The sequence below is a fragment of the Sandarakinorhabdus sp. genome (assembly GCF_051860625.1).
Lineage (GTDB): Bacteria > Pseudomonadota > Alphaproteobacteria > Sphingomonadales > Sphingomonadaceae > Sandarakinorhabdus.
Window position 1 is genome coordinate 17,831 of record NZ_JBHYDQ010000019.1, and the last position, 18,641, is coordinate 36,471.

Annotated in this window: 19 protein-coding genes; 8 read left to right on the forward strand and 11 right to left on the reverse strand. The window is 65.7% G+C overall.

Going from position 1 to position 18,641, the window contains the following annotated elements:
• The first annotated feature begins 71 nt into the window (after positions 1 to 71).
• On the forward strand, positions 72 to 689 hold the full coding sequence (locus ACTIEZ_RS14675) for a lysophospholipid acyltransferase family protein (protein ID WP_439547434.1): 618 nt from the start codon (positions 72 to 74) through the stop codon (positions 687 to 689).
• Positions 689 to 1,480, forward strand: a complete 792-nt coding sequence (locus tag ACTIEZ_RS14680; protein ID WP_439547435.1) for a DUF1295 domain-containing protein — start codon at positions 689 to 691, stop codon at positions 1,478 to 1,480. Before ACTIEZ_RS14675 ends, ACTIEZ_RS14680 begins: the two co-directional genes overlap by 1 nt.
• Positions 1,481 to 1,673: 193 nt before the next feature.
• Here the strand turns inward: ACTIEZ_RS14680 and ACTIEZ_RS14685 are convergent, their stop codons facing one another.
• From ACTIEZ_RS14685 to ACTIEZ_RS14710, 6 genes are all read right to left on the reverse strand, one after another.
• On the reverse strand, positions 1,674 to 1,895 hold the full coding sequence (locus ACTIEZ_RS14685; RefSeq protein WP_439547436.1) for a ribbon-helix-helix domain-containing protein: 222 nt from the start codon (positions 1,893 to 1,895) through the stop codon (positions 1,674 to 1,676).
• Positions 1,892 to 2,095, reverse strand: coding sequence for a hypothetical protein (locus tag ACTIEZ_RS14690; RefSeq protein ID WP_439547437.1), 204 nt, complete (start codon positions 2,093 to 2,095; stop codon positions 1,892 to 1,894). Before ACTIEZ_RS14690 ends, ACTIEZ_RS14685 begins: the two co-directional genes overlap by 4 nt.
• A gap of 3 nt (positions 2,096 to 2,098) precedes the next feature.
• Positions 2,099 to 2,821, reverse strand: coding sequence for an acetoacetyl-CoA reductase (gene phbB, locus ACTIEZ_RS14695; protein ID WP_439547438.1), 723 nt, complete (start codon positions 2,819 to 2,821; stop codon positions 2,099 to 2,101).
• Positions 2,822 to 2,911: 90 nt separating this feature from the next.
• Positions 2,912 to 3,952 carry a ferrochelatase gene (gene hemH, locus ACTIEZ_RS14700; RefSeq protein WP_439547439.1) on the reverse strand — a complete coding sequence of 347 codons (1,041 nt, stop codon included), beginning with the start codon at positions 3,950 to 3,952 and terminating at the stop codon, positions 2,912 to 2,914.
• 10 nt (positions 3,953 to 3,962) lie between these two features.
• The gene (locus ACTIEZ_RS14705) at positions 3,963 to 6,200 is read right to left on the reverse strand and encodes a molybdopterin cofactor-binding domain-containing protein (protein WP_439547440.1); all 2,238 of its coding nucleotides are present in this window, start codon (positions 6,198 to 6,200) and stop codon (positions 3,963 to 3,965) included.
• A 62-nt stretch (positions 6,201 to 6,262) separates the two neighbouring features.
• Positions 6,263 to 6,748 (reverse strand): peroxiredoxin, encoded by a 486-nt coding sequence (locus ACTIEZ_RS14710; RefSeq protein WP_439547441.1) that lies wholly within the window; start codon positions 6,746 to 6,748, stop codon positions 6,263 to 6,265.
• 85 nt (positions 6,749 to 6,833) lie between these two features.
• Between ACTIEZ_RS14710 and ACTIEZ_RS14715 the strand changes: the two genes are divergently transcribed.
• Positions 6,834 to 7,394, forward strand: a complete 561-nt coding sequence (locus tag ACTIEZ_RS14715; RefSeq protein WP_439547442.1) for a YqgE/AlgH family protein — start codon at positions 6,834 to 6,836, stop codon at positions 7,392 to 7,394.
• A gap of 41 nt (positions 7,395 to 7,435) precedes the next feature.
• Here ACTIEZ_RS14715 and ACTIEZ_RS14720 read toward each other — a convergent pair whose 3' ends face one another.
• The gene (locus tag ACTIEZ_RS14720) at positions 7,436 to 7,804 is read right to left on the reverse strand and encodes a VOC family protein (RefSeq protein WP_439547443.1); all 369 of its coding nucleotides are present in this window, start codon (positions 7,802 to 7,804) and stop codon (positions 7,436 to 7,438) included.
• 194 nt (positions 7,805 to 7,998) lie between these two features.
• Between ACTIEZ_RS14720 and rpmI the strand changes: the two genes are divergently transcribed.
• The 4 genes from rpmI to pheT all read left to right on the forward strand — a co-directional run bounded on the left by rpmI (position 7,999) and on the right by pheT (position 12,104).
• Positions 7,999 to 8,202 (forward strand): 50S ribosomal protein L35, encoded by a 204-nt coding sequence (gene rpmI / locus ACTIEZ_RS14725; RefSeq protein ID WP_439547444.1) that lies wholly within the window; start codon positions 7,999 to 8,001, stop codon positions 8,200 to 8,202.
• 12 nt (positions 8,203 to 8,214) lie between these two features.
• Positions 8,215 to 8,583, forward strand: coding sequence for a 50S ribosomal protein L20 (gene rplT / locus ACTIEZ_RS14730; protein WP_439547445.1), 369 nt, complete (start codon positions 8,215 to 8,217; stop codon positions 8,581 to 8,583).
• A 90-nt stretch (positions 8,584 to 8,673) separates the two neighbouring features.
• Positions 8,674 to 9,744: a phenylalanine--tRNA ligase subunit alpha gene (pheS, locus tag ACTIEZ_RS14735; RefSeq protein WP_439547446.1), complete on the forward strand. Its 1,071-nt coding sequence runs from the start codon at positions 8,674 to 8,676 to the stop codon at positions 9,742 to 9,744.
• Positions 9,741 to 12,104 carry a phenylalanine--tRNA ligase subunit beta gene (gene pheT / locus ACTIEZ_RS14740; protein ID WP_439547447.1) on the forward strand — a complete coding sequence of 788 codons (2,364 nt, stop codon included), beginning with the start codon at positions 9,741 to 9,743 and terminating at the stop codon, positions 12,102 to 12,104. Before pheS ends, pheT begins: the two co-directional genes overlap by 4 nt.
• A 34-nt stretch (positions 12,105 to 12,138) precedes the next feature.
• Here the strand turns inward: pheT and ACTIEZ_RS14745 are convergent, their stop codons facing one another.
• Entirely contained in the window at positions 12,139 to 12,837 is a 699-nt protein-coding gene (locus tag ACTIEZ_RS14745; RefSeq protein ID WP_439547448.1) for an OmpA family protein, read from the reverse strand.
• A 138-nt stretch (positions 12,838 to 12,975) separates the two neighbouring features.
• Here ACTIEZ_RS14745 and ACTIEZ_RS14750 point away from each other — a divergent pair, with 138 nt between their 5' ends.
• Complete coding sequence (locus ACTIEZ_RS14750; RefSeq protein WP_439547449.1) at positions 12,976 to 14,295, forward strand: hemolysin family protein; 1,320 nt, start codon at positions 12,976 to 12,978, stop codon at positions 14,293 to 14,295.
• Positions 14,296 to 14,481: 186 nt separating this feature from the next.
• Here ACTIEZ_RS14750 and ACTIEZ_RS14755 read toward each other — a convergent pair whose 3' ends face one another.
• The 3 genes from ACTIEZ_RS14755 to purD are packed head-to-tail and all read right to left on the reverse strand — an operon-like array spanning position 14,482 to position 18,634.
• Positions 14,482 to 16,221: a M20/M25/M40 family metallo-hydrolase gene (locus ACTIEZ_RS14755; protein ID WP_439547450.1), complete on the reverse strand. Its 1,740-nt coding sequence runs from the start codon at positions 16,219 to 16,221 to the stop codon at positions 14,482 to 14,484.
• 41 nt (positions 16,222 to 16,262) lie between these two features.
• Entirely contained in the window at positions 16,263 to 17,333 is a 1,071-nt protein-coding gene (locus tag ACTIEZ_RS14760) for a phosphotransferase family protein (RefSeq protein ID WP_439547451.1), read from the reverse strand.
• Positions 17,334 to 17,377: 44 nt separating this feature from the next.
• On the reverse strand, positions 17,378 to 18,634 hold the full coding sequence (gene purD, locus ACTIEZ_RS14765; protein ID WP_439547452.1) for a phosphoribosylamine--glycine ligase: 1,257 nt from the start codon (positions 18,632 to 18,634) through the stop codon (positions 17,378 to 17,380).
• Between the last annotated feature and the right edge of the window lie 7 nt (positions 18,635 to 18,641).

Sequence of the window (18,641 nt, forward strand, 5' to 3'; positions counted from 1 at the left end):
GCCTTGCCGCGAAACTGTGTCGCTGCATACAACGAAGCTGCCTCGCACAGGCAACCATTCGGGGGGATGGCATGAACGGCACCGACAAGACACTGCTTTCCCGCGGGATAGAGGCCGCAATCCTGCGCTTCTATCGGGCCCAAGGCTGGCAGGCCGTCAGCCACGGGCCGATTCCCAAAAAAGCCGTCATCATCGCTGCGCCGCACACGTCGAACTGGGATTTCGTCTATTTCCTCGGCCTGACCCGTGATCTTGGCATCTCACCCAGCTTCATGGCCAAGCGGCAATTGTTCCGCTGGCCGCTCGGGCGCTTCATGCGCGATATGGGCGGGGTGCAGATCAACCGTGAAGCCGGCGGCAATTATGTGCAGGCGATGATCGACGAATTTGCCCGCCGCGACGAATTTCTGCTCACCATCGCGCCGGAAGGCACGCGGCGCAGCGTCGGGCAGTGGCGCACCGGTTTCTATCATATCGCGATGGGGGCCGGCGTGCCGCTGATCGTCGGCATGATGGATTATGCCAAGCGCATGGGTGGGCTTGCCCAGGCCTTCATGCCGACTGGCGATTACGCCGCCGACATGGCGCGAATTGCCCATCACTACCACGCCACCACCCCGCGCCACCCGCAGAAGGCGATGAAATCGATCCTGGCAGCCGGCGACCAACCCTACCGACGCGCCGCCTGATGTTTCCCGAACTGCTTTTCACGCTTGTTGCGGTTGTTGCGCTGATGCTGGCCTGCTGGGGCATCGCGGTGCGACTGCGCGATGTGGCGTTCATAGATGCGATCTGGGCCTATGGCATGGTCTATGCCGTGGCGGTCGCGGCGCTGCTGAACGGCGGCCCGGCGGGGCTGGCCGGCTGGGCGCTGCTGGCGCTGGTCGCGGCCTGGGGCCTGCGGCTGGGCACCCATCTCATCACCCGCTGGCGCCGGCTGGGCCCCGATCCTCGCTATGAAAAGATCATCGCCAGCGCCCAGGCCAAGCGCGGCTGGAGCTTCGAACGCACCGCGCTGCTGCAGGTGTTCGGCCTGCAAGGGCCGTTGCTGTGGGGCGTATCGCTGCCCGCGCAGGCCGGCATCCTTGCCGATACCGGTGCCGCGCTACCAATCTGGGGCTGGGCCGGTGTCGGCATCGCCGTGGTGGGCATCGCGTTTGAAACCATCGGCGACGCACAACTGGAATCCTTCCGTGCCATCCCGGCCAACAAGGGCAAGGTGCTCGACACCGGCCTGTGGCGCTACACGCGGCACCCCAATTATTTTGGCGATTTCACCACCTGGTGGGGCATCTTCATCGTCGGCGTCGCCGCCGGCGCGCCGATCTGGACCATCGCGGGGCCCTTGTTCCTCAGCTTCACCCTCACCCGCTGGTCCGGCGCGCCGATGCTCGAACATTCTCTGAAAAAACACCGGCCGGGCTATGCCGATTATATCGCGCGCACGTCGGGCTTTTTCCCATGGCCGCCAAAGGGGTGAGTCGAACGCCGGGCAGGGCAAGGCCCTCGTTGAAATGCGCCGGTGATACCACTCGATCGCTGACCGCCAGTTCACACGCCTTCAGCGATCGACAACATGGCCGATCCGCAGACGCGCACGGTTGTTACAGATGGCGGCCCGGTGGCGGCGATTGCCGTCTGCCGCGAACGGGCCCCGGCCATCGCTGCGGACGTCAGCCAACGGACTGAGCCCGCGCCCGCTCGAACAGCCACACCCTTATCGCGCTCGACAGGTTGGTGGTCCGCGCCTCATCAATGTCCGCGACCATTGCGGCCAGCGATTTGCCTTCGGCAGCAGCGGCTTCGTTCAAGGCCTGCCAGAAGATGGGTTCCAACGTCAGGCTGGTGGCGTGGCCCTGGATGGTGAGGCTGTATTTGCGTGGACCGGCATTCATCGCATGATCCAGCGCAAGGTGATTGCCGCTGCCGCGACCAGCAGCCCAGCCGGCGCAGCACGAATCCAGGCCGCACCGGTCATCGCCACCAGCACCTCACCGAGCCATGAAGCCGCCCACAGGGCGCCGGCCATTGCCGCAATGGCGCCCCCAAGCAAAAGCAACGCCGCCAGCCGGTCAGGCAATCTGCGGCGCGCCATCGATCAATACATATGCTGCCCACCATTGATCGACAGCGTCGATCCGGTGATGAAGCCGCCATCGTCGCTGGACAGGAAGGCGACGGCGCGGGCGATCTCACTGGCCTGGCCAAGCCGGCCAACCGGGATCTTGGCGACGATCTTGGCCAGCACATCGGGCGGCACGGCAGCGACCATGTCGGTATCGATATAGCCCGGCGCAATCGCATTGGCGGTGATGCCGAAACGCGCGCCTTCCTGCGCCAGCGCCTTGGTGAAACCGTGGATGCCGGATTTGGCGGCGGCATAATTCACCTGGCCATATTGCCCGGCCTGGCCGTTGATGCTGCCGATCTGCACATAACGGCCCCAGCCGCGTTCCTTCATGCCGACGAACGTCGCCTTGGCCATGTTGAAGCAGCCGCCCAGATTGACACGGATCACCTCGTCCCAGGCTTCCCAGCTCATCTTCATCAGCGTGCCGTCGCGGGTGATACCGGCGTTGTTGACGACAATGTCCACCGGGCCGAGTTCCTCGGTCACCTGCGCACAGCCATCGAGGCACGCCTGGTGATCGGCGACATTCCACTTGTAGCTCTTGATGCCGGTGCGATCCGTGAAGGCGCGGGCCTTGTCGTCGCTGCCGCCATAATTGGCCGCTACCGTCACCCCCATGCCGTGCAGCGCCAGGCTGATCGCTTCACCAATCCCGCGTGTGCCGCCGGTCACCACTGCTACCCGTGCCATATCGAAATCCACCCTTTCCCCAGCCGACCTGTTGCGTGCGGTACAGCCTGTCGCACTTTGCGGCTTAATGCGAGCCGATTCAATGGGGGTTTACAGCCAACCAGCCAATTCGCGGCCGATGATCGTTTCCAGCATGGCCATGCCGGTATCAGAGGCATTCAGGCAGGGCAGATAGGCAAAATTGGTGCCACCAGCCTCCAGATATTCATCGCGGCCTTCCATCGCCACTTCTTCCAGGGTTTCCAGGCAATCGGCGGCGAATCCAGGGCAGACCACGGCAATTTTCTTGATGCCTTCTTGCGGAAGCGCCAGCAGCGTGTCGTCGGTATAGGGCTTCAGCCATTCGGCGCGTCCGAAACGCGACTGGAAAGTGACACGCACCGGCATAGCCAACGCCTCCTGCAACAGGCGCCCGGTCTTGCGGCACTGGCAATGATAGGGATCGCCGGCAGCCAATGTGCTTTGCGGCATGCCGTGGAAACTGGTGACGATCAGATCGGGGGTGAAATCCAGGCTGGCGAGGCCGTCGCGCACCGATTGCGCCAGCGCGGCGATATGATCGGGATTGTCGTAATAGGGCGGCAGCGTGCGCAGCGCCGGCTGCCAGCGCATCGCCATCAGCACACGCGATGCCTCGTCCACCACAGTGGCGTTGGTGGCGCCGCTATACTGCGGATACATGGGCGCCAGCAGGATGCGATCGCAGCCGGCCTTCATCATCGCCTCCAGCCGTTCGCCGATGCTGCGCGTGCCATACCGCATCGCCCAATCGACCAGCACGGCATCACCCATGCGCTGCTGCAGGGCTTCGGCCTGTTGGCGTGTGTACACCGTGATCGGCGAGCCTTCGGGCAGCCAGACCTTGGCATAGTTGGCAGCCGCCGTGCGCGGCCGGATGTTGAGGATGAGCAGGTTGAGAATTGGCTGCCACAGGAAGGCGGGGATTTCGATCACCCGTTTGTCGGACAGGAATTCGCCCAGGAATCGGCGGACGGATGGCACGTCGGGCGCATCCGGAGAGCCGAGGTTGACCATCAGCACGCCGACGCGCCCGGCACGAACCGGCACATGGTCCGCCGGCAGCTGCACGGGCGGCAGGATCAACGGTGGCAATCCGTGCGGCGCGGTCACTGAAAAATCCTCATGCCGGGAAGAACGGCAATGTGCGCCAACGCCGGCCGGTGGCGGCAAACAGCGCATTGGCGACAGCCGGCGCGATCGGCGGCGTGCCGGGTTCACCGATGCCGCCGGGGTCGGCGTCGGATTCCAGGATGCGCACATCGATTTCAGGACAATCGGCCATGGTCACGAGTGGATAGGCGTGGAAATTGTCCTGCTCTACCCTGCCGCCCTGAAAACTGATGCGGCCAAAAAGCGCGGCAGACAGGCCAAAGATGATGCCGCCTTCGATTTGGGCCACGACAGTGTCGGGATTGATGACCCGGCCGCAGTCCACGGTCGCCCAGATCTTGGTCACGCGCGGGCGCTGGCCCGGAACGGACACGACTTCGGCAATTTGGGCCACGATGCTCCCGAAACTTTCCACCAACGCCACGCCCCTGGCCACGGTGGCCCCCGCCGCAGACATGTCTTCAGCCGATTCCGCGTCTTTCCCAAGCGGCCCGCCCATTTCCAGCACGGCCGCCAGCACCGCGGCGTGGCGTGGCTGATCCTTCAGCATCGCCAGCCGAAACGCACCGGGATCGACCGCCGCGCTGGCCGCCAGTTCGTCCACGAAACTTTCCACGATGAAGCCAGTGAAGCTGTGGCCGACACTGCGCCAGAAGCCCAAGGGCGCGGTGCAATCGGCCAGGCAATGCTGCACGCGGATGTTGGGGATGGCGTAGGGCAGATCGACCGCGCCTTCGATGGCGCCGGCGCCCGCCGAGGGCCGTCCGGCGAAGCTGCCCAGGTTGCGGCCGGCAAAGGCCGAACCGACATCAGGCACGGAAATGGCAGCATTCCAGCCGCTAATGCCATTGGGGGTGGCCTTGCCATGCAGACGCGCCGCCACGGCGGGGCGGAACATGTCGTGGCCCATATCCTCTTCGCGGCTCCAGATGAGCTGCACCGGGCGCCCCGCGGCGCGCGCGATCAGGGCCGCCTGCGCGCAGGCGTCGCCTTCAACCTTGCGGCCGAAACCGCCGCCCAGCAGGGTCGGGTGCACCACGACATCATTTGCATCGATATCAAGCGCTTGCGCCACTGCGCGTGCCGCCAGCGTGGCGCTTTGCGTGGGCGCCCAGATTTCGGCGCGGCCTTCGGTGACGCGTGCGGTGGCTGTCATCGGCTCCAGGCAGGCGTGGGCCAGAAACGGCAGGCCATATTCGGCGGTGACGCCGCCCGCCCCGGCCAGCGCGGTCAGCACATCGCCATCATCGCGCACCGCTGTGCCGACCGTGTCGGTGGGGCCGAACGTTCGGCCGTCGCTGGACAACGCGCCGCGCACTGCGGCCTCCAGCCAGGGCCCCGGCGGCGATGCGGCCGGTTGCCATTTGATGGTCAGGCTTTTCAGTGCCTTGTGTGCTGCGAACCAAGTGTCAGCCACACAGGCAACGAAGCCGGATTGTGCAACAACCGTCACGCCCGGCGGCAATGCCGGCGCGGCGTGGCTGGCCACCTGGGCGCCGATCGGCCCCTGATCAATCGCGGCATAGGCCAGACCTGGCAGCCGCACATCGATGCCGAAGCGGGCCGATCCATCGACCTTGGCCGGGATGTCGAGGCGCAGCACCGTCTGCCCGGCGAGGCGGCGGGTGGGCCGCAGCACCGGATCATCACGGGCATCATCGGCATCGATATCCGCGACAAGCACATGAAATGGCAGCCGGTTCGCCTTGTAGGTTACAAAGCCGCCGGCAGTATCGAGCAATTGCCAGTCAATCTGCCAACGCCGTGCCGCGGCCTTCATCAGCATCTCGCGAGCCGTTGCTGCGGCGGCGCGCAATGGCGGCTCCCAGGCGCGCACGCTGTTCGAACCACCGGTGATCTGCAGATCGAAGAACCGCGCCACGCGGCGCCCGGTGGCCATCACCACACTGCGCATCGGTTCGGACAGGCCGGCGGCTGCGCCGAGCGCGAGGCCGGGATTGGCATAATCAGGCCCTAGCGGCGCCGGCTCCACACCCACCGCGCGCCAATCGGCGCCCAGTTCATCGGCAACGATCTGCGCCAGCGCCGACCAGATGCCCTGGCCCATTTCGGCCTGCGCCACGGCCACCACGACACGGCCGTCGGCCCCGATCTTCACATAGGCATTGACCAGGGTTTCGCCGGGCGCTGCCGCCCAATTGCCACGCGATGCGCGCGGCCACACAGCCCAGCCAATCGCCAGGCCGCCGCCGGCCAGCGCCGCAACCAACAGGGTGCGCCGGTTCACGGCAGAACGCAGCGCCTTGGCCGGCTGAGGGCGTTGCTGGTTTGCGGGGGGCGGCGGCTGGGTCAGGCGAGCTGCCCCAGCAGATGTTCGGCCGACGACACGCCGAACGCACCGGGCGGCTCGACATTGAGTTCAGCGACCACGCCATCCTTGACGATCATCGAAAAGCGCTGGCCGCGCACGCCCATGCCATAATTGCTGCCATCAAAGGTCAGGCCGAGCGCCTTGGAAAAATCGCCATTGCCATCGGCAATCATCGTCACATTATCACCGACATTGGCCGATTTGCCCCAGGCCGCCATGACGAACGCATCGTTCACCGAAACGCAGACGATTTCGTCGACGCCCTTGGCCTTCATGTCGCCGGCATGATCGACATAGCCGGGCAGGTGCCGGGCCGAACAGGTTGGCGTGAAGGCGCCGGGGACCGAGAACAGCGCCACGGTACGGCCGCCAAACAGATCGGCCGTGCCAACCGGTGCCGGGCCATCGGCTGTGGCCTTCACCAACGTGGAATCGGGAATTTTATCGCCAACCTTGATCGTCATGGGGTCTCTCCACCCAGCAAAATGCCGCCGGCTCTTCCTAGCCTTGGCCTTGGCTGGCGTCCAGCACGCGCCTATGGTGGATGCGATGGAAACACCTCCCTTTCTCAGCGGCCAGTTGCTGCTGTCGATGCCTGGCATTGGCGATGACCGCTTTGACCGCACCGTGATCGCCATGTGCCTGCACGACGATCAGGGTGCACTGGGCCTCGTGGTCAACCGCCCGCATCCCGATATCCGTTTCCACGGCATCCTCTCGCAACTCGATATCGATTGCGGGGATGTGCCCGATGCGCCGGTGCTGGCTGGCGGCCCTGTAGAACAGGGCCGTGGCTTCGTGCTGCACGAGGCCGACTATGCCGCCGCCGGCACGATCCGGGTCGGCGATGCCTGGGCCTTCACCACCACGTTGGATATCCTGCAGGCGATCGCGCAAGGGCGCGGGCCGAGGCGCTGGCACATGGTGCTCGGCTATGCCGGCTGGGGCGCCGGGCAGCTTGATGGCGAAATGCGCCTGCACGGCTGGCACATCGCGCCGCCCGACGGCACTTGCGTGTGGGACACGCCGGCCGAGCGCCGCTGGGAGAGCGCCTTCGCACTGACCGGCGTGGCGGTGGCCAATCTGTCGGCCACGCCCGGACGCGCCTGAACTGCCGCGCCTACGCCATCACGCGCCGCGCCAAACGCGGCTCACATCACAAACGCGTTCAACTTGTTGCCATCCGGATCGCGGAAATAGCCGGCGTAAAAGCCACTGTCCCCGCGCGGGCCGGGCGGGCCTTCACAACTGCCGCCGTGATCCAGAGCGATGCCATAAAGGCGGTCCACCTGCGCCCGGTCACGGGCTTCGAGGGCCACCATCACGCCATTGCCCACGCTGGCCGGATTGCCATCAAATGGCACGGTGGCGGCAATGCCGGCCGGGCCGCCGGGCGTGCCCCAGGCGATGAAAGTGCCGAAATCCATCATGCGCCCCACGCCCATTTCTGCGGCAATGGCATCATAGAATCGCGCCGCGCGCGCCAGATCATTGGTTCCCACTGTGACATAGCCAATCATGGTCGATCCTCCCTGAAGAACTCAGAACATAAATAGAACATTCCGAGTCGACAAGCTGGGAATTGGGGTCCTGTCGGCCATGCCCTTGCCAGCCGGGGGGCAAGTCGCTAATGCGCCCGTTCCGCATGAACCGGACCGCCTGGCCAAAAGGGCTGCCATGGCGGTTTTTGATGCGTCTTTCGAAGGAGACCAAAATGCCCAAGATGAAGACCAAGAGCGGGGTCAAGAAGCGATTCAAGATCACCGCCACTGGCAAGATCAAGCATGGAGTCGCTGGCAAGCGCCACCGCCTGATCAGCCACAACGCCAAATATATCCGCCAGAATCGCGGCACCAAGGTGCTGTCCGAAGCCGATACCGCCCGGGTGCACGCCTGGGCGCCGTACGGCATCAAGTAAGGAGCAGCACCCATGCGTATCAAACGTGGTGTGACCACCAAAGCCAGACACAAGCGCATTCTGGAACAGGCCAAGGGCTATTTCGGCCGCCGCAAGAACACCATCCGCATTGCTCGGCAAGCGGTGGAAAAGGCTGGCCAATATGCCTATCGCGATCGCAAGGTAAACAAGCGCAATTTCCGCGCCTTGTGGATCCAGCGCATCAACGCTGCCGTGCGCGAACATGGCCTGACCTACAGCCAGTTCATGAACGGCGTGAAGCTGATGGAACTGCCGCTCGATCGCAAGGTGATGGCCGATCTGGCCATGAACCAGCCGGAAAGCTTTGCCGCCATCATCGGCCAGGTGAAGGCCGCGCTCGACACCAAGGCTGCCGCTTAACCGCGACGCCAGACGTGGAAGAAGGGGCGCGCGCCGGCACCGGCGCGCGCCCTTTTTTTCGCGTTTTTCCTCAAGATTTCAGGCCGTCCGATGACCGATATACCGACGCTGCAGGCTGACATCCTGGCTCGCATTGCCGCGGCCGAGAACCCCGAGGCGCTGGAAACGGTGCGTGTGGCGGTGATGGGCAAGCAGGGCAACATCACCTTGCTGCTGAAGACTCTGGGCGGAATGACGCCCGAAGCGCGCAGCGTGAACGGCCCGGCCTTCAATGGCTTGCGCGAAACCGTGACCGCTGCGCTGGCCGCCAAGAAGGCGGCGCTGGACGAAGTGGCGCTGAACGCCAAGCTGGCCGCCGAACGCCAGGACATGACGCTTCCCGTGGCTTTGCCGCCCACTGGCAGCATCCACCCGGTTTCCCAGGTGATGGACGAGCTGGCGGAAATCTTTGCCGATCTGGGCTTTGCCGTCGCCAGCGGCCCGGAGATCGAGGATGACTGGCATAATTTCACCGCGCTCAACATCCCGGAAAGCCACCCGGCGCGCGCAATGCACGACACCTTCTACATCGCCGGGCAGCCGACGATGGTGCTGCGCACGCACACGTCGCCGGTGCAGATCCGCACGATGATGGCGCAGAAACCGCCGATCCGCATCATCGCACCTGGCCGGGTCTATCGCAGCGATTCGGACGCCACCCACACGCCGATGTTCCATCAGATCGAAGGGCTGGTGATCGATCGCAACATCACGCTGGCGCATCTGCGCTGGACGCTGGAGACGTTCATCAAGGCCTTCTTCGAGGTCGATGACGTCGTGCTGCGCTTCCGGCCGAGTTATTTCCCGTTCACCGAACCGTCGGTGGAGGTCGATGTCGGCTATTCAGCCAAGACCGGCAAGCCGGCCGGCGCCGGCCAGGTCGACAAGTGGCTGGAAGTGCTGGGCAGCGGCATGGTGCACCCCCGCGTGATCGCGGCGTGCGGGCTGGACCCGAATGAGTGGCAGGGCTTTGCCTTCGGCACCGGCGTCGATCGGCTGGCGATGCTGAAATATGGCCTTACCGATCTGCGCGCTTTCTTTGATGGCGACATCAAGTGGCTGAAGCACAATGGCTTCTCGGCCTTTGACCTGCCCTCGATTTCAGCTGGAGCGAATCCGTGAAATTCACCCTCTCCTGGCTCAAGGACCATCTCGACACCAGCGCCAGCGTCAGCGAAATCGCCGACGCGCTGACCCGCTGCGGCCTCGAGGTGGAAGGCATCGAAAACCCGGCAGAACGGCTCGGCGCCTTCACCATCGCCCATGTCGTGTCCGCGCAGCGTCACCCGCAGGCCGACAAGTTGCAGGTGCTCAGCGTCGATACCGGCGCCGGGGAGCCGATGCAGGTCGTGTGCGGCGCGCCCAATGCGCGCGCCGGGATGAAGGGCGTGTTCGCGCCGCCCGGCACGTTCGTGCCTGGCAGCGGCATCACCCTGAAAATCGCGGCCATTCGCGGTGTCGAATCGCGCGGCATGATGTGTTCGATGCGCGAACTTGAGCTGTCGGACGAGCATGACGGCATTATCGCGCTGCCCGACGATGCGCCGCTTGGTGTGCGCTATGTCGATTGGGCCGGGTTGAATGATCCGGTGTTCGATATCGCGATTACGCCCAACCGGCAGGAATGCCTGGGCGTGATGGGCATAGCCCGTGATCTGGCGGCGGCAGGTGTCGGCACGCTGAAGTCACGCGTGATTGCGCCGGTTGCGGGTGGATTCCCGATGCCGCGCCCGATCACGGTCGAGGACTTGGAAGGTTGCCCGGCGTTTGCTGGGCGGGTGGTGCGCGGCGTGACGAACGGCGCCAGCCCTGATTGGCTGCAGCGCCGGCTGCGGGCAGTGGGCCTGCGCCCGATTTCGGCGCTGGTCGATATCACCAATTTCCTGACCATCGATGCCGGCAGGCCGCTGCACGTCTATGATGTCGCCAAGCTGCATGGCGGCCTGACGGCGCGGCGGGCGCGCGCTGGCGAGAGCGTGGTCGCGCTCAATGGCAAGACCTATGCGCTCGAGGAGACGATGACGGTGATCGCCGATGATGCCGAGGTGCACGACATCGGCGGCATCATGGGCGGCGAGGCTTCGGGCTGTTCGGCCGACACCAGCGAGGTGCTGATCGAGGCGGCCTGGTTCACCCCGGAGCGTATTGGCGCCACCGGTCGCAAACTCGGGATCAACAGCGATGCCCGCGCCCGGTTCGAGCGCGGTGTCGATCCATTGTTTGTCGTGCCCGGCCTGGAGCTGGCGACGCAAATGGTGCTCGACCTGTGCGGCGGTGAGGCATCGGACATGGTGATTGCCGGAGAGATCCCAGACCACAGCCGCAGCATCGCCTATCGCCCGTCGCGCGTGCTGGGTCTGGCCGGGCTGGACGTGGCGGCGGACGAGCAGGCCGATATTCTTGACCGGTTGGGCTTTGGCGTGACCCGCGGTGACATCTGGCAGGTCTCGGTGCCGTCGTGGCGGCGTGATGTCGATGGTGAGGCCGATCTGGTCGAGGAAGTGGTGCGTATCCATGGCCTCGATCAGGTGCCGGCAACGCCGTTGCCGCAAGCCGACGGGGTCGCGGCGCCCACCGCCACGCCGCTGCAACGCACGCAGCGCCGGCTGCGCCGCGCCTTGGCCAGCCGCGGGATTGACGAAGCCATCACCTGGAGTTTCCTGCCACCGGCGCAGGCCGATGCCTTCGGCGGCGCGGCGTTCACGCTCGCCAATCCGATTTCGGCCGATATGGCGGCGATGCGGCCGTCGCTGCTGCCCGGTTTGCTGTCGGCGGCGGCGCGCAACATGGATCGCGGCGCCGCAACCGTGCGCCTGTTCGAACTGGGTGAGCGCTATCTGGCAAATCGGGAACACTCCACCGCTGCCGTGCTGCTGGCCGGTGAGTTGCGCGGACGCGACTGGCGCAGCGGGCCAGCGATCAAGCCCGACGCGTTCGACGCCAAGGCCGAAGCGCTCGCTGCCCTGGCTGCCCTGGGCGCGCCAGTGCAGCGCTTGAATGTGGCAGCACCGGCCGACGCCTGGTGGCACCCCGGCCGTGCTGGCCGGCTGGTGCTGGGCAAGGCCGTGCTGGCCGATTTCGGCATCATCCACCCGCGCATCAGCGCCCAGTTCGACGTCAAGGGCCCGGTAGCGGCGGTGGAGATCTATCTCGATGCGCTGCCACCGCGCAGCCGCAAGCGCGAAGCCTGGGCGCCCAGCCCACTGCTGGCGCTGACCCGCGATTTCGCCTTTGTGGTGGACGAAGCCCTGCCCGCCGACAGCCTGCTGCGCGCTGTGGCCGGTGCGGACAAGGCGTTGATCAGCGGCGTGAAATTGTTCGACCGCTATGCCGGCCCCGGGGTCGAAGCCGGCAAGCTGAGCCTGGCGGTGGAGGTTACGTTGCAGCCAACGACGGCAACGCTCACCGAAGCCGATATCGAAGCCGTGTCGGCAAAGGTGGTGGCCGCGGCAGCCAAATTGGGGGCGACGTTGCGCAGCTGACCGACGCGGTCAATTGCGCAACGCCTGCCACGGATCAGCGCGGTGGCTGCATGCCGCCCTGATTGCCCGGTACATCCTGTTGCGTCACCGGCGACAGGCGGATTTCGACCCGGCGGTTCTGGGCACGGCCGGCTTCACTGTCGTTGCTGGCCACCGGGAACTGGGCGCCATAGCCGCGGGTCGCCATGCGGGCGCGCTGCACGCCCTGATATTGCAGATAATCAGCCACGGCACTGGCGCGGCGTTCCGACAGCGGCTGGTTGATCGCATCGCTGCCGGTCGAATCGGTGTGGCCGGTCACATCGATGAACGTCGATTGATAGCTGGCCAGCGTCTGCGCGACCTGGTCCAGCGCCGGGCGCATGTCGGGCCGCAGGATCGCCTGGTTGGTGTCAAACGTGATGCCGGATGGCAGCTTGATGGCGATTTCCTCGCCGTCGCGCGCCACTTCGATGCCGGTGCCGGCGGTGCGCTGGCGCAATTCGCGTTCCTGCTTGTCCATGTAACTGCCGACCGCGCCGCCGGCGATGGCGCCAAGCCCCGCGCCGATCAACACTTCGGCGCGGTTGTTGCGCCCGCCCAGGATCGCCCCGAGCAGGGCACCGGCACCCGCGCCTGCGGCCACGCCGCCGCCGGTCCGCGAAATCCGCTGCTGCCCGGTGTTGGGATCGGTCACACACCCGCCAAGCACCAGCGCGCTGCCCAACATTGCAACCATAATCGTATGTTTCATCGAAATTCTCCCTCTGTGTGGCCACTCTGAGCCACAGTGCAACTGGCTGCAACATGAACAGGCTTTGCAGCCATGGCTGGCATCCCGTAAGAAGCGTTTTGAGCGGGCAGGTGGCCCCGCCTATCTCGCACGGAGCCCATGGGCGCCTTCCCCTGGCTGGACGCCGCCATCATTGCCGGCCTGATCCTGCTCAATGGCTTCTTCGCCATGTCGGAACTGGCGGTTGTCGCCGCACGGCGACCGCGACTGAAGGCAATGCAGGCGCAAGGGGTTAGGGGCGCCGAGAGCGCACTGGCGCTGGCCGAAGATTCCAGTCGTTTCCTGTCCGGCGTGCAGATCGGCATCACCCTGGTTGGCATCATCAACGGCGCCTATTCCGGCGCCACGCTGGCCATACCGGTGGGGGAGCGGCTGACCGCCTGGTTCGGCCTGCCGGCAAGCCTGGCCGAAGAGATCGGCTTTGGTGTGGTGATCGCGATTGCCACCTATCTTTCGCTGATCGTTGGCGAACTGGTGCCAAAGCAGTTTGCATTGCGTTCCCCCGAAACTACGGCGGCACTGGTGGCGCCGGTCATGCTGCAGTTTGCGCGGTTGACCACGCCGTTCGTGTGGGTGCTCGATCAATCGAGCCAGTTGGTGTTCCGCCTGCTGCGCCAGGATCGCGCCAGCACCCAGACGGTGACCGAGGAAGAACTGCGTTCGGTGGTGGCGGATGCGACATCGGCGGGCGTGATCGAGGCCGAGGAAAGCCAGATGATCGCCGGGATCATGCGGCTGGCCGATCGGCGGGTACGCGGCGTGATGACCCCGCGCGTCGAGATCGACTGGATCGATGCCGACGCTGACGAAGCCGAGGTGCGCGCGCAGTTGGCGGCGACCCCGCACAGCCGCCTGCTGGTGGCGCACGGCGGCGTGGACGATATCGTCGGCGTGCTGCAGGCCCGCGACGTGGTGCAGGCGTTGATCGAAGGCCGGCCGCTCGATCTGGTGGCACTGGCGCGGCCGGCGCCGATCCTGCCCGATGTGCTGGATGCCATGGATGCGCTGGTGGCATTGCGCGATGCCGATATTCCGATGGCGCTGGTGCATGATGAATATGGCCAGTTCGAAGGCATTGTGACTCCGTCCGATCTGCTGGCGGCGATTGCCGGCGCCTTCCGCAGCGATGTCGATGACATCGACGATGCGCCCGCTGTTGCGAATGCGGATGGCAGTTGGCTGATTTCCGGCGCGCTGCCCGCCGACGAGCTTGCCGAAACGCTCGGGCTGACGTTGCCCGATGAACGCGATTACGAAACGGCGGCCGGGATGGCGCTGGAGCAGTTGCGCCACCTGCCCGAAACCGGCGAGAAATTCCGGATCAACGGCTGGCAGTTCGAGATCATCGACATGGATGGCCGCAAGATCGACAAGTTGCTGGCGAGCAAGGTGACGGACGGAGCCCATAACGCGCCCTGAGTTTGCGATTGTTGAAGCGCCATCGCACCGCGAAATCCGGTCTTCAGTTTTTCCGGTTTTGACGTATCTCGCGGGTTTTGAACAAATTTGAACGCCCAATACCCTTGTCTGCCAAGCTCCCGGATGGCGGCATCATGACAGGATCGGGCCGTGTAGGACAGGCCCTGCCGCCAGGACCAATCAAGCCTAGCCTTGCTGTTTCTCGGTGCCGGCATAGGGCGGAATCGATGCCGCGACCGGGTCGAGCTTCACCCACAAGGCGATCCCGGCCGCCAGGCTGACCGCCACCGCTGCACCAATCAGGGCCGGGCGGCGTGGGCCAGTGGGCACGATCGGCGCGATCAACGCCAGCACCGGGATCAGCAGCCCCACGGTGCCATAGGGCGTCGGGCCACCGATGCCGAGGAAGGTGAAGTGAAACAATTCGCCGATCATGGCGAGGCCGGGCACTGCGAGCACCACGGCCGGCGCGACCTGCGCCAGGGTTGGGCCAGCAGATGCGCCGTTGCCCAGGCGCGCACCAATCGCGAGGCCAAGCGCCGCCAGCAGCGCCGGCCAGGCAAACACCGGCCCGGCGCCGGGCAGCCAGATCTGCGCCGCCAGCGCCAGCACGAAGCAGAATTTCACCCAGGTGATCCAGCGATCCCACAAGGTGCCGACTCCGGCCGACGCGGCAAACAGCAGCGCTGCAAAGGCCGCCAACAGCCCCGCCGCCTCCAACCGGGGCAGCGCCGCCAGACGATCATAATATTCAGCGCCGGTACTGCCCGAAAGCAGGTTGAGCCCGAACATCAGCAAGCCGGCAATCACCAGCACCAGCAGGGCCTGACCAAAGGCCAGCGCCGAATCGGCGATGCGCCATTCGCCCTTGCGCCACCATACCGCCAGCACCATCAGCCCGGCGGTGACCGCCAGCAAGCCCCAGCCCGCAGCGGCGGGATAAACGACAATGCCGAACACCGGCGCGGTGGAAAACACCGCATTTTCGGTGGCGGCGGGCAGTTGCGGCGCAGTCAGCAGCGCCCGCGTCACGCCGAGCACCGAATCGCCCAGATGCTGCAAGGCGCCCTGCTCCAGCCGGTCCGGCGTCATCAGCGGGCTGTGGTACCCCCAGGCCTCCCCGATGAAGGCAAAGTTCAGGCCCATGATGCCGCGCAGCTTGACCGGCGTGAAATCGGTGTTGTTGGGCAGGCTTTCGTAGATGGTGACAGCCAGGCTGCTGGCCGCCGCACCCGGCGAATGGTGCGCGAACATGCGCATCAGATCGCCATTGTTGGGCCCGGTCTGGAACATCATCGACCGGCCGCCGCCGCCGCGCGCTTCCAGGTTGATCAGCACGCCGGTGCGCCCGGCGATGGGATCGCCAGCGCTGCCCGGCGCGAAGATGGCGCGGGCGCCGACCAGGCCAAGTTCTTCGGCATCGGTGAAGATCAGCACCAGATCGCGCTGTTGCGTGGCCTTGGGGATGGCGCGGGCGATTTCCAGCGCTGCAGCCACGCCGGCGATGTCGTCAGCGGCGCCGGGCGAGGCCCATACCGAATCATGATGGGCCAGCAGCGTCACCGCCTGGCTGGCGGGGTCGGCACCGGGCCGCAGCGCCACCAGGCTGATGGCCGGTTGTGACGGATCACCGCCCCATTTCGCCAGCCGCTGCGCCGGGCGCCCCTGCAGCGGGGTGATGACACGGCGCACCGAGAAGCCGAGTTCGACCAGCCGGCGTTCGAGATGGGCGATCACGGCTGCGCTGGCTGGCGTGCCGGTGGGGTGTGGCTCACGCGCCAGCACGCGGACATCGGCCATGGCGCGTGCCGCGCTGAACTGGTTGGCCGGCGCATCGGCAGCGAGCGGCGCCGGCACCTGGATGCGCAGCGCCGCCCAGGCCAGGCCCGCCAGCAACGTGAGAAGGAAAAGCGGCCAGCGGTTCATGGGCCGCACGGTGGCTGGTTACGCAAGTTGGTGCAAGTGAGTCAGCGCGCGCCGATCTTCTTCGCCTGATCCCAGGCCAGATCGGCCAAGGCCTCGAAGCCTTCCGCGGATTTTTTCGCATGGGCCGAGGTGGCGGTGCCGCGGATCACCCGGCCCTTGATGCCATGGATGATGCCGGCCAGCCGGAACATGTTGTAGGCGACATAGAAATCAATGTCGGGAATGCCGTCGCGCCCGGTGCGGCGGCAATAGGCGTCAACATATTCGGCTTCGGTGGGCAGCCCCATCGCGGCCAGATCATTGCCGACGAGGCCGGTCGTCGTCGATGGCGGCATGCGATACATCATCAGATGATAGGAGAAATCGGCGAGCGGATGGCCGAGCGTCGACAATTCCCAATCCAGCACCGCCAGCACGCGTGGCTCGGTGGGGTGGAAGATCATGTTGTCACAACGATAATCGCCGTGGACGATGCTGGTTTCGTCACCGGCCGGGATGTTGGCGGGCAGCCATTCCACCAGCCGATCCATCGGTTCGTAACGGCCGGCATCGACATCCTCGACATATTGTTTCGACCAGCGGCCGATCTGGCGGGCGAAATAATTGCCGGGCTTGCCGAAATCACCCAGGCCCGCCGCGACCGGGTCAATCATGTGCAGTTCGGCCATCGTCTGGTTCATCGCGTCGAAATAGGCGCGGCGGTCCTCCCTGGGCACCGACGGGAAGGTCGTGTCCCAGATCACCCGGCCATCGACACAGTCCATGATGTAGAACCAGGTGCCGATCACGTCATTGTCCTGGCACAGGCCGAAGGTGCGGGCGACCGGGAAGCCTTGCGCATACAGCGCTGTGATCACCTTGTATTCGCGATCGACAGCATGGGCGGATGGCAGCAACTGGCCCGGCGGCTTGCGGCGCAGCACATAATTCTGCCCCGGCGTGATCAACTTGTAGGTGGGATTGGACTGGCCGCCCTTGAACTGTTCGATGGTGAGCGGGCCGGCAAAGCCTTCGACATTGGCAACCATCCAGTCGGTCAGCCGCCCGGCGTCGATTTCCTGTCCGGCGCGCACTTCGCTGGTGCCCGAAAATTGTGTCTGCCGATCGCTCATGCCCGGTCTCCTGTTGGCACGGTCTCCCGCCGACGGGGACGGGATCAATCGGCTTTTCCGATGTCCCGCCGATATTGGCCGCCGTGCCATTTGATCTTGCGAATAGCGGCATAAGCCAGCGCCCGCGCCTCGGAAATGTCATGGCCCAGCGCGGTCACGTTCAGCACACGGCCGCCGGCGGCGACCAGTTGGCCATTTTCGTTGCGGCGGGTGCCAGCATGGAACACGGTCACGCCCAGCGCTTCGGCGGCGGCGATACCGTCGATCAACGTGCCGGCCACCGCCTGCCACGGATAGCCGCGGGCGGCCATGACGACCGTGATGGCCGATTCGGCAGCAAAGCGCGGCTCGACGCTGGCCAATGTGTTGGTGGCCGTTGCCCACAACAGTGCCACCAGATCGGATTCCAGCCGCATCAGCAGCACCTGGGCCTCGGGATCGCCAAGCCGGACGTTATATTCGATCAGCATCGGGCCATCGGCGGTCAGCATCAGGCCGGCGTAGAGAAAGCCCTGATAGGGCGTGCCGCGGTCGCGCATCGCCTTCAGCGTCGGGTGGACGATCTGGTCCAGCGCCTGTTTCAGCACGGCCGGCGTCAGTCGCGGTGACGGCGAGACGGCGCCCATGCCGCCAGTGTTGGGGCCTTCGCCGCCATCGCGTAGCCGCTTGTGATCCTGCGCGGTGGGGAGCACCCGCACCGTTTCGCCGTCGGTCAGGATGAACAGGCTGGCCTCCGGGCCTTCCAGACATTGTTCGACCACCACCGGGCCATCGATTTCGGCCAGTGCCGCCAGGCCTTCCTCGTTGGATTCGGCCACGGTCACGCCCTTGCCGCCGGCCAGGCCATCGGCCTTCACCACCACCGGCAACGGGTGCACGGCGACATAATGATGGGCATCGGCGGCACCGGCAAAGCGCCGGTAGCGCGCGGTGGGGATATGATGCTGCGCGCACAGATCCTTGGTGAAGCCCTTGGAGGCTTCCAGTTCGGCGGCGGCCGCCGATGGCCCGACCACCGGCACATTGGCGCGGCGCAGCGCATCGGCGACTCCGGCGACCAGCGGGGCTTCCGGGCCGATCACCACGAGGCCGATCTTGTGTTCGGCAGCGAAGGCCACGACGGCGGCCGGATCGGTGATGGCCAGGTTGATGCATTCGGCAACGTCAGCGATGCCGGCATTGCCCGGCGCGCACAGCAGCCGGCCACAGTGGGGCGATTGGCGCAGGCGCCAGCACAGCGCATGTTCGCGGCCGCCGCCACCCAGCACTAGAATATCAAGGGACTCGGGGGGCACGCTCATACCCCCG

Coding starts and splice junctions, on each gene's coding strand:
- ACTIEZ_RS14675 (WP_439547434.1), top strand. CDS start 72: ATGAACGGCACCGACAAGACACTGCTTTCCCGCGGGATAGAGGCCGCA.
- ACTIEZ_RS14680 (WP_439547435.1), top strand. CDS start 689: ATGTTTCCCGAACTGCTTTTCACGCTTGTTGCGGTTGTTGCGCTGATG.
- ACTIEZ_RS14685 (WP_439547436.1), bottom strand. CDS start 1,895: ATGAATGCCGGTCCACGCAAATACAGCCTCACCATCCAGGGCCACGCC.
- ACTIEZ_RS14690 (WP_439547437.1), bottom strand. CDS start 2,095: ATGGCGCGCCGCAGATTGCCTGACCGGCTGGCGGCGTTGCTTTTGCTT.
- phbB (WP_439547438.1), bottom strand. CDS start 2,821: ATGGCACGGGTAGCAGTGGTGACCGGCGGCACACGCGGGATTGGTGAA.
- ACTIEZ_RS14710 (WP_439547441.1), bottom strand. CDS start 6,748: ATGACGATCAAGGTTGGCGATAAAATTCCCGATTCCACGTTGGTGAAG.
- ACTIEZ_RS14715 (WP_439547442.1), top strand. CDS start 6,834: ATGGAAACACCTCCCTTTCTCAGCGGCCAGTTGCTGCTGTCGATGCCT.
- ACTIEZ_RS14720 (WP_439547443.1), bottom strand. CDS start 7,804: ATGATTGGCTATGTCACAGTGGGAACCAATGATCTGGCGCGCGCGGCG.
- rpmI (WP_439547444.1), top strand. CDS start 7,999: ATGCCCAAGATGAAGACCAAGAGCGGGGTCAAGAAGCGATTCAAGATC.
- rplT (WP_439547445.1), top strand. CDS start 8,215: ATGCGTATCAAACGTGGTGTGACCACCAAAGCCAGACACAAGCGCATT.
- pheS (WP_439547446.1), top strand. CDS start 8,674: ATGACCGATATACCGACGCTGCAGGCTGACATCCTGGCTCGCATTGCC.
- ACTIEZ_RS14745 (WP_439547448.1), bottom strand. CDS start 12,837: ATGAAACATACGATTATGGTTGCAATGTTGGGCAGCGCGCTGGTGCTT.
- ACTIEZ_RS14750 (WP_439547449.1), top strand. CDS start 12,976: ATGGGCGCCTTCCCCTGGCTGGACGCCGCCATCATTGCCGGCCTGATC.
- ACTIEZ_RS14755 (WP_439547450.1), bottom strand. CDS start 16,221: ATGAACCGCTGGCCGCTTTTCCTTCTCACGTTGCTGGCGGGCCTGGCC.
- ACTIEZ_RS14760 (WP_439547451.1), bottom strand. CDS start 17,333: ATGAGCGATCGGCAGACACAATTTTCGGGCACCAGCGAAGTGCGCGCC.
- purD (WP_439547452.1), bottom strand. CDS start 18,634: ATGAGCGTGCCCCCCGAGTCCCTTGATATTCTAGTGCTGGGTGGCGGC.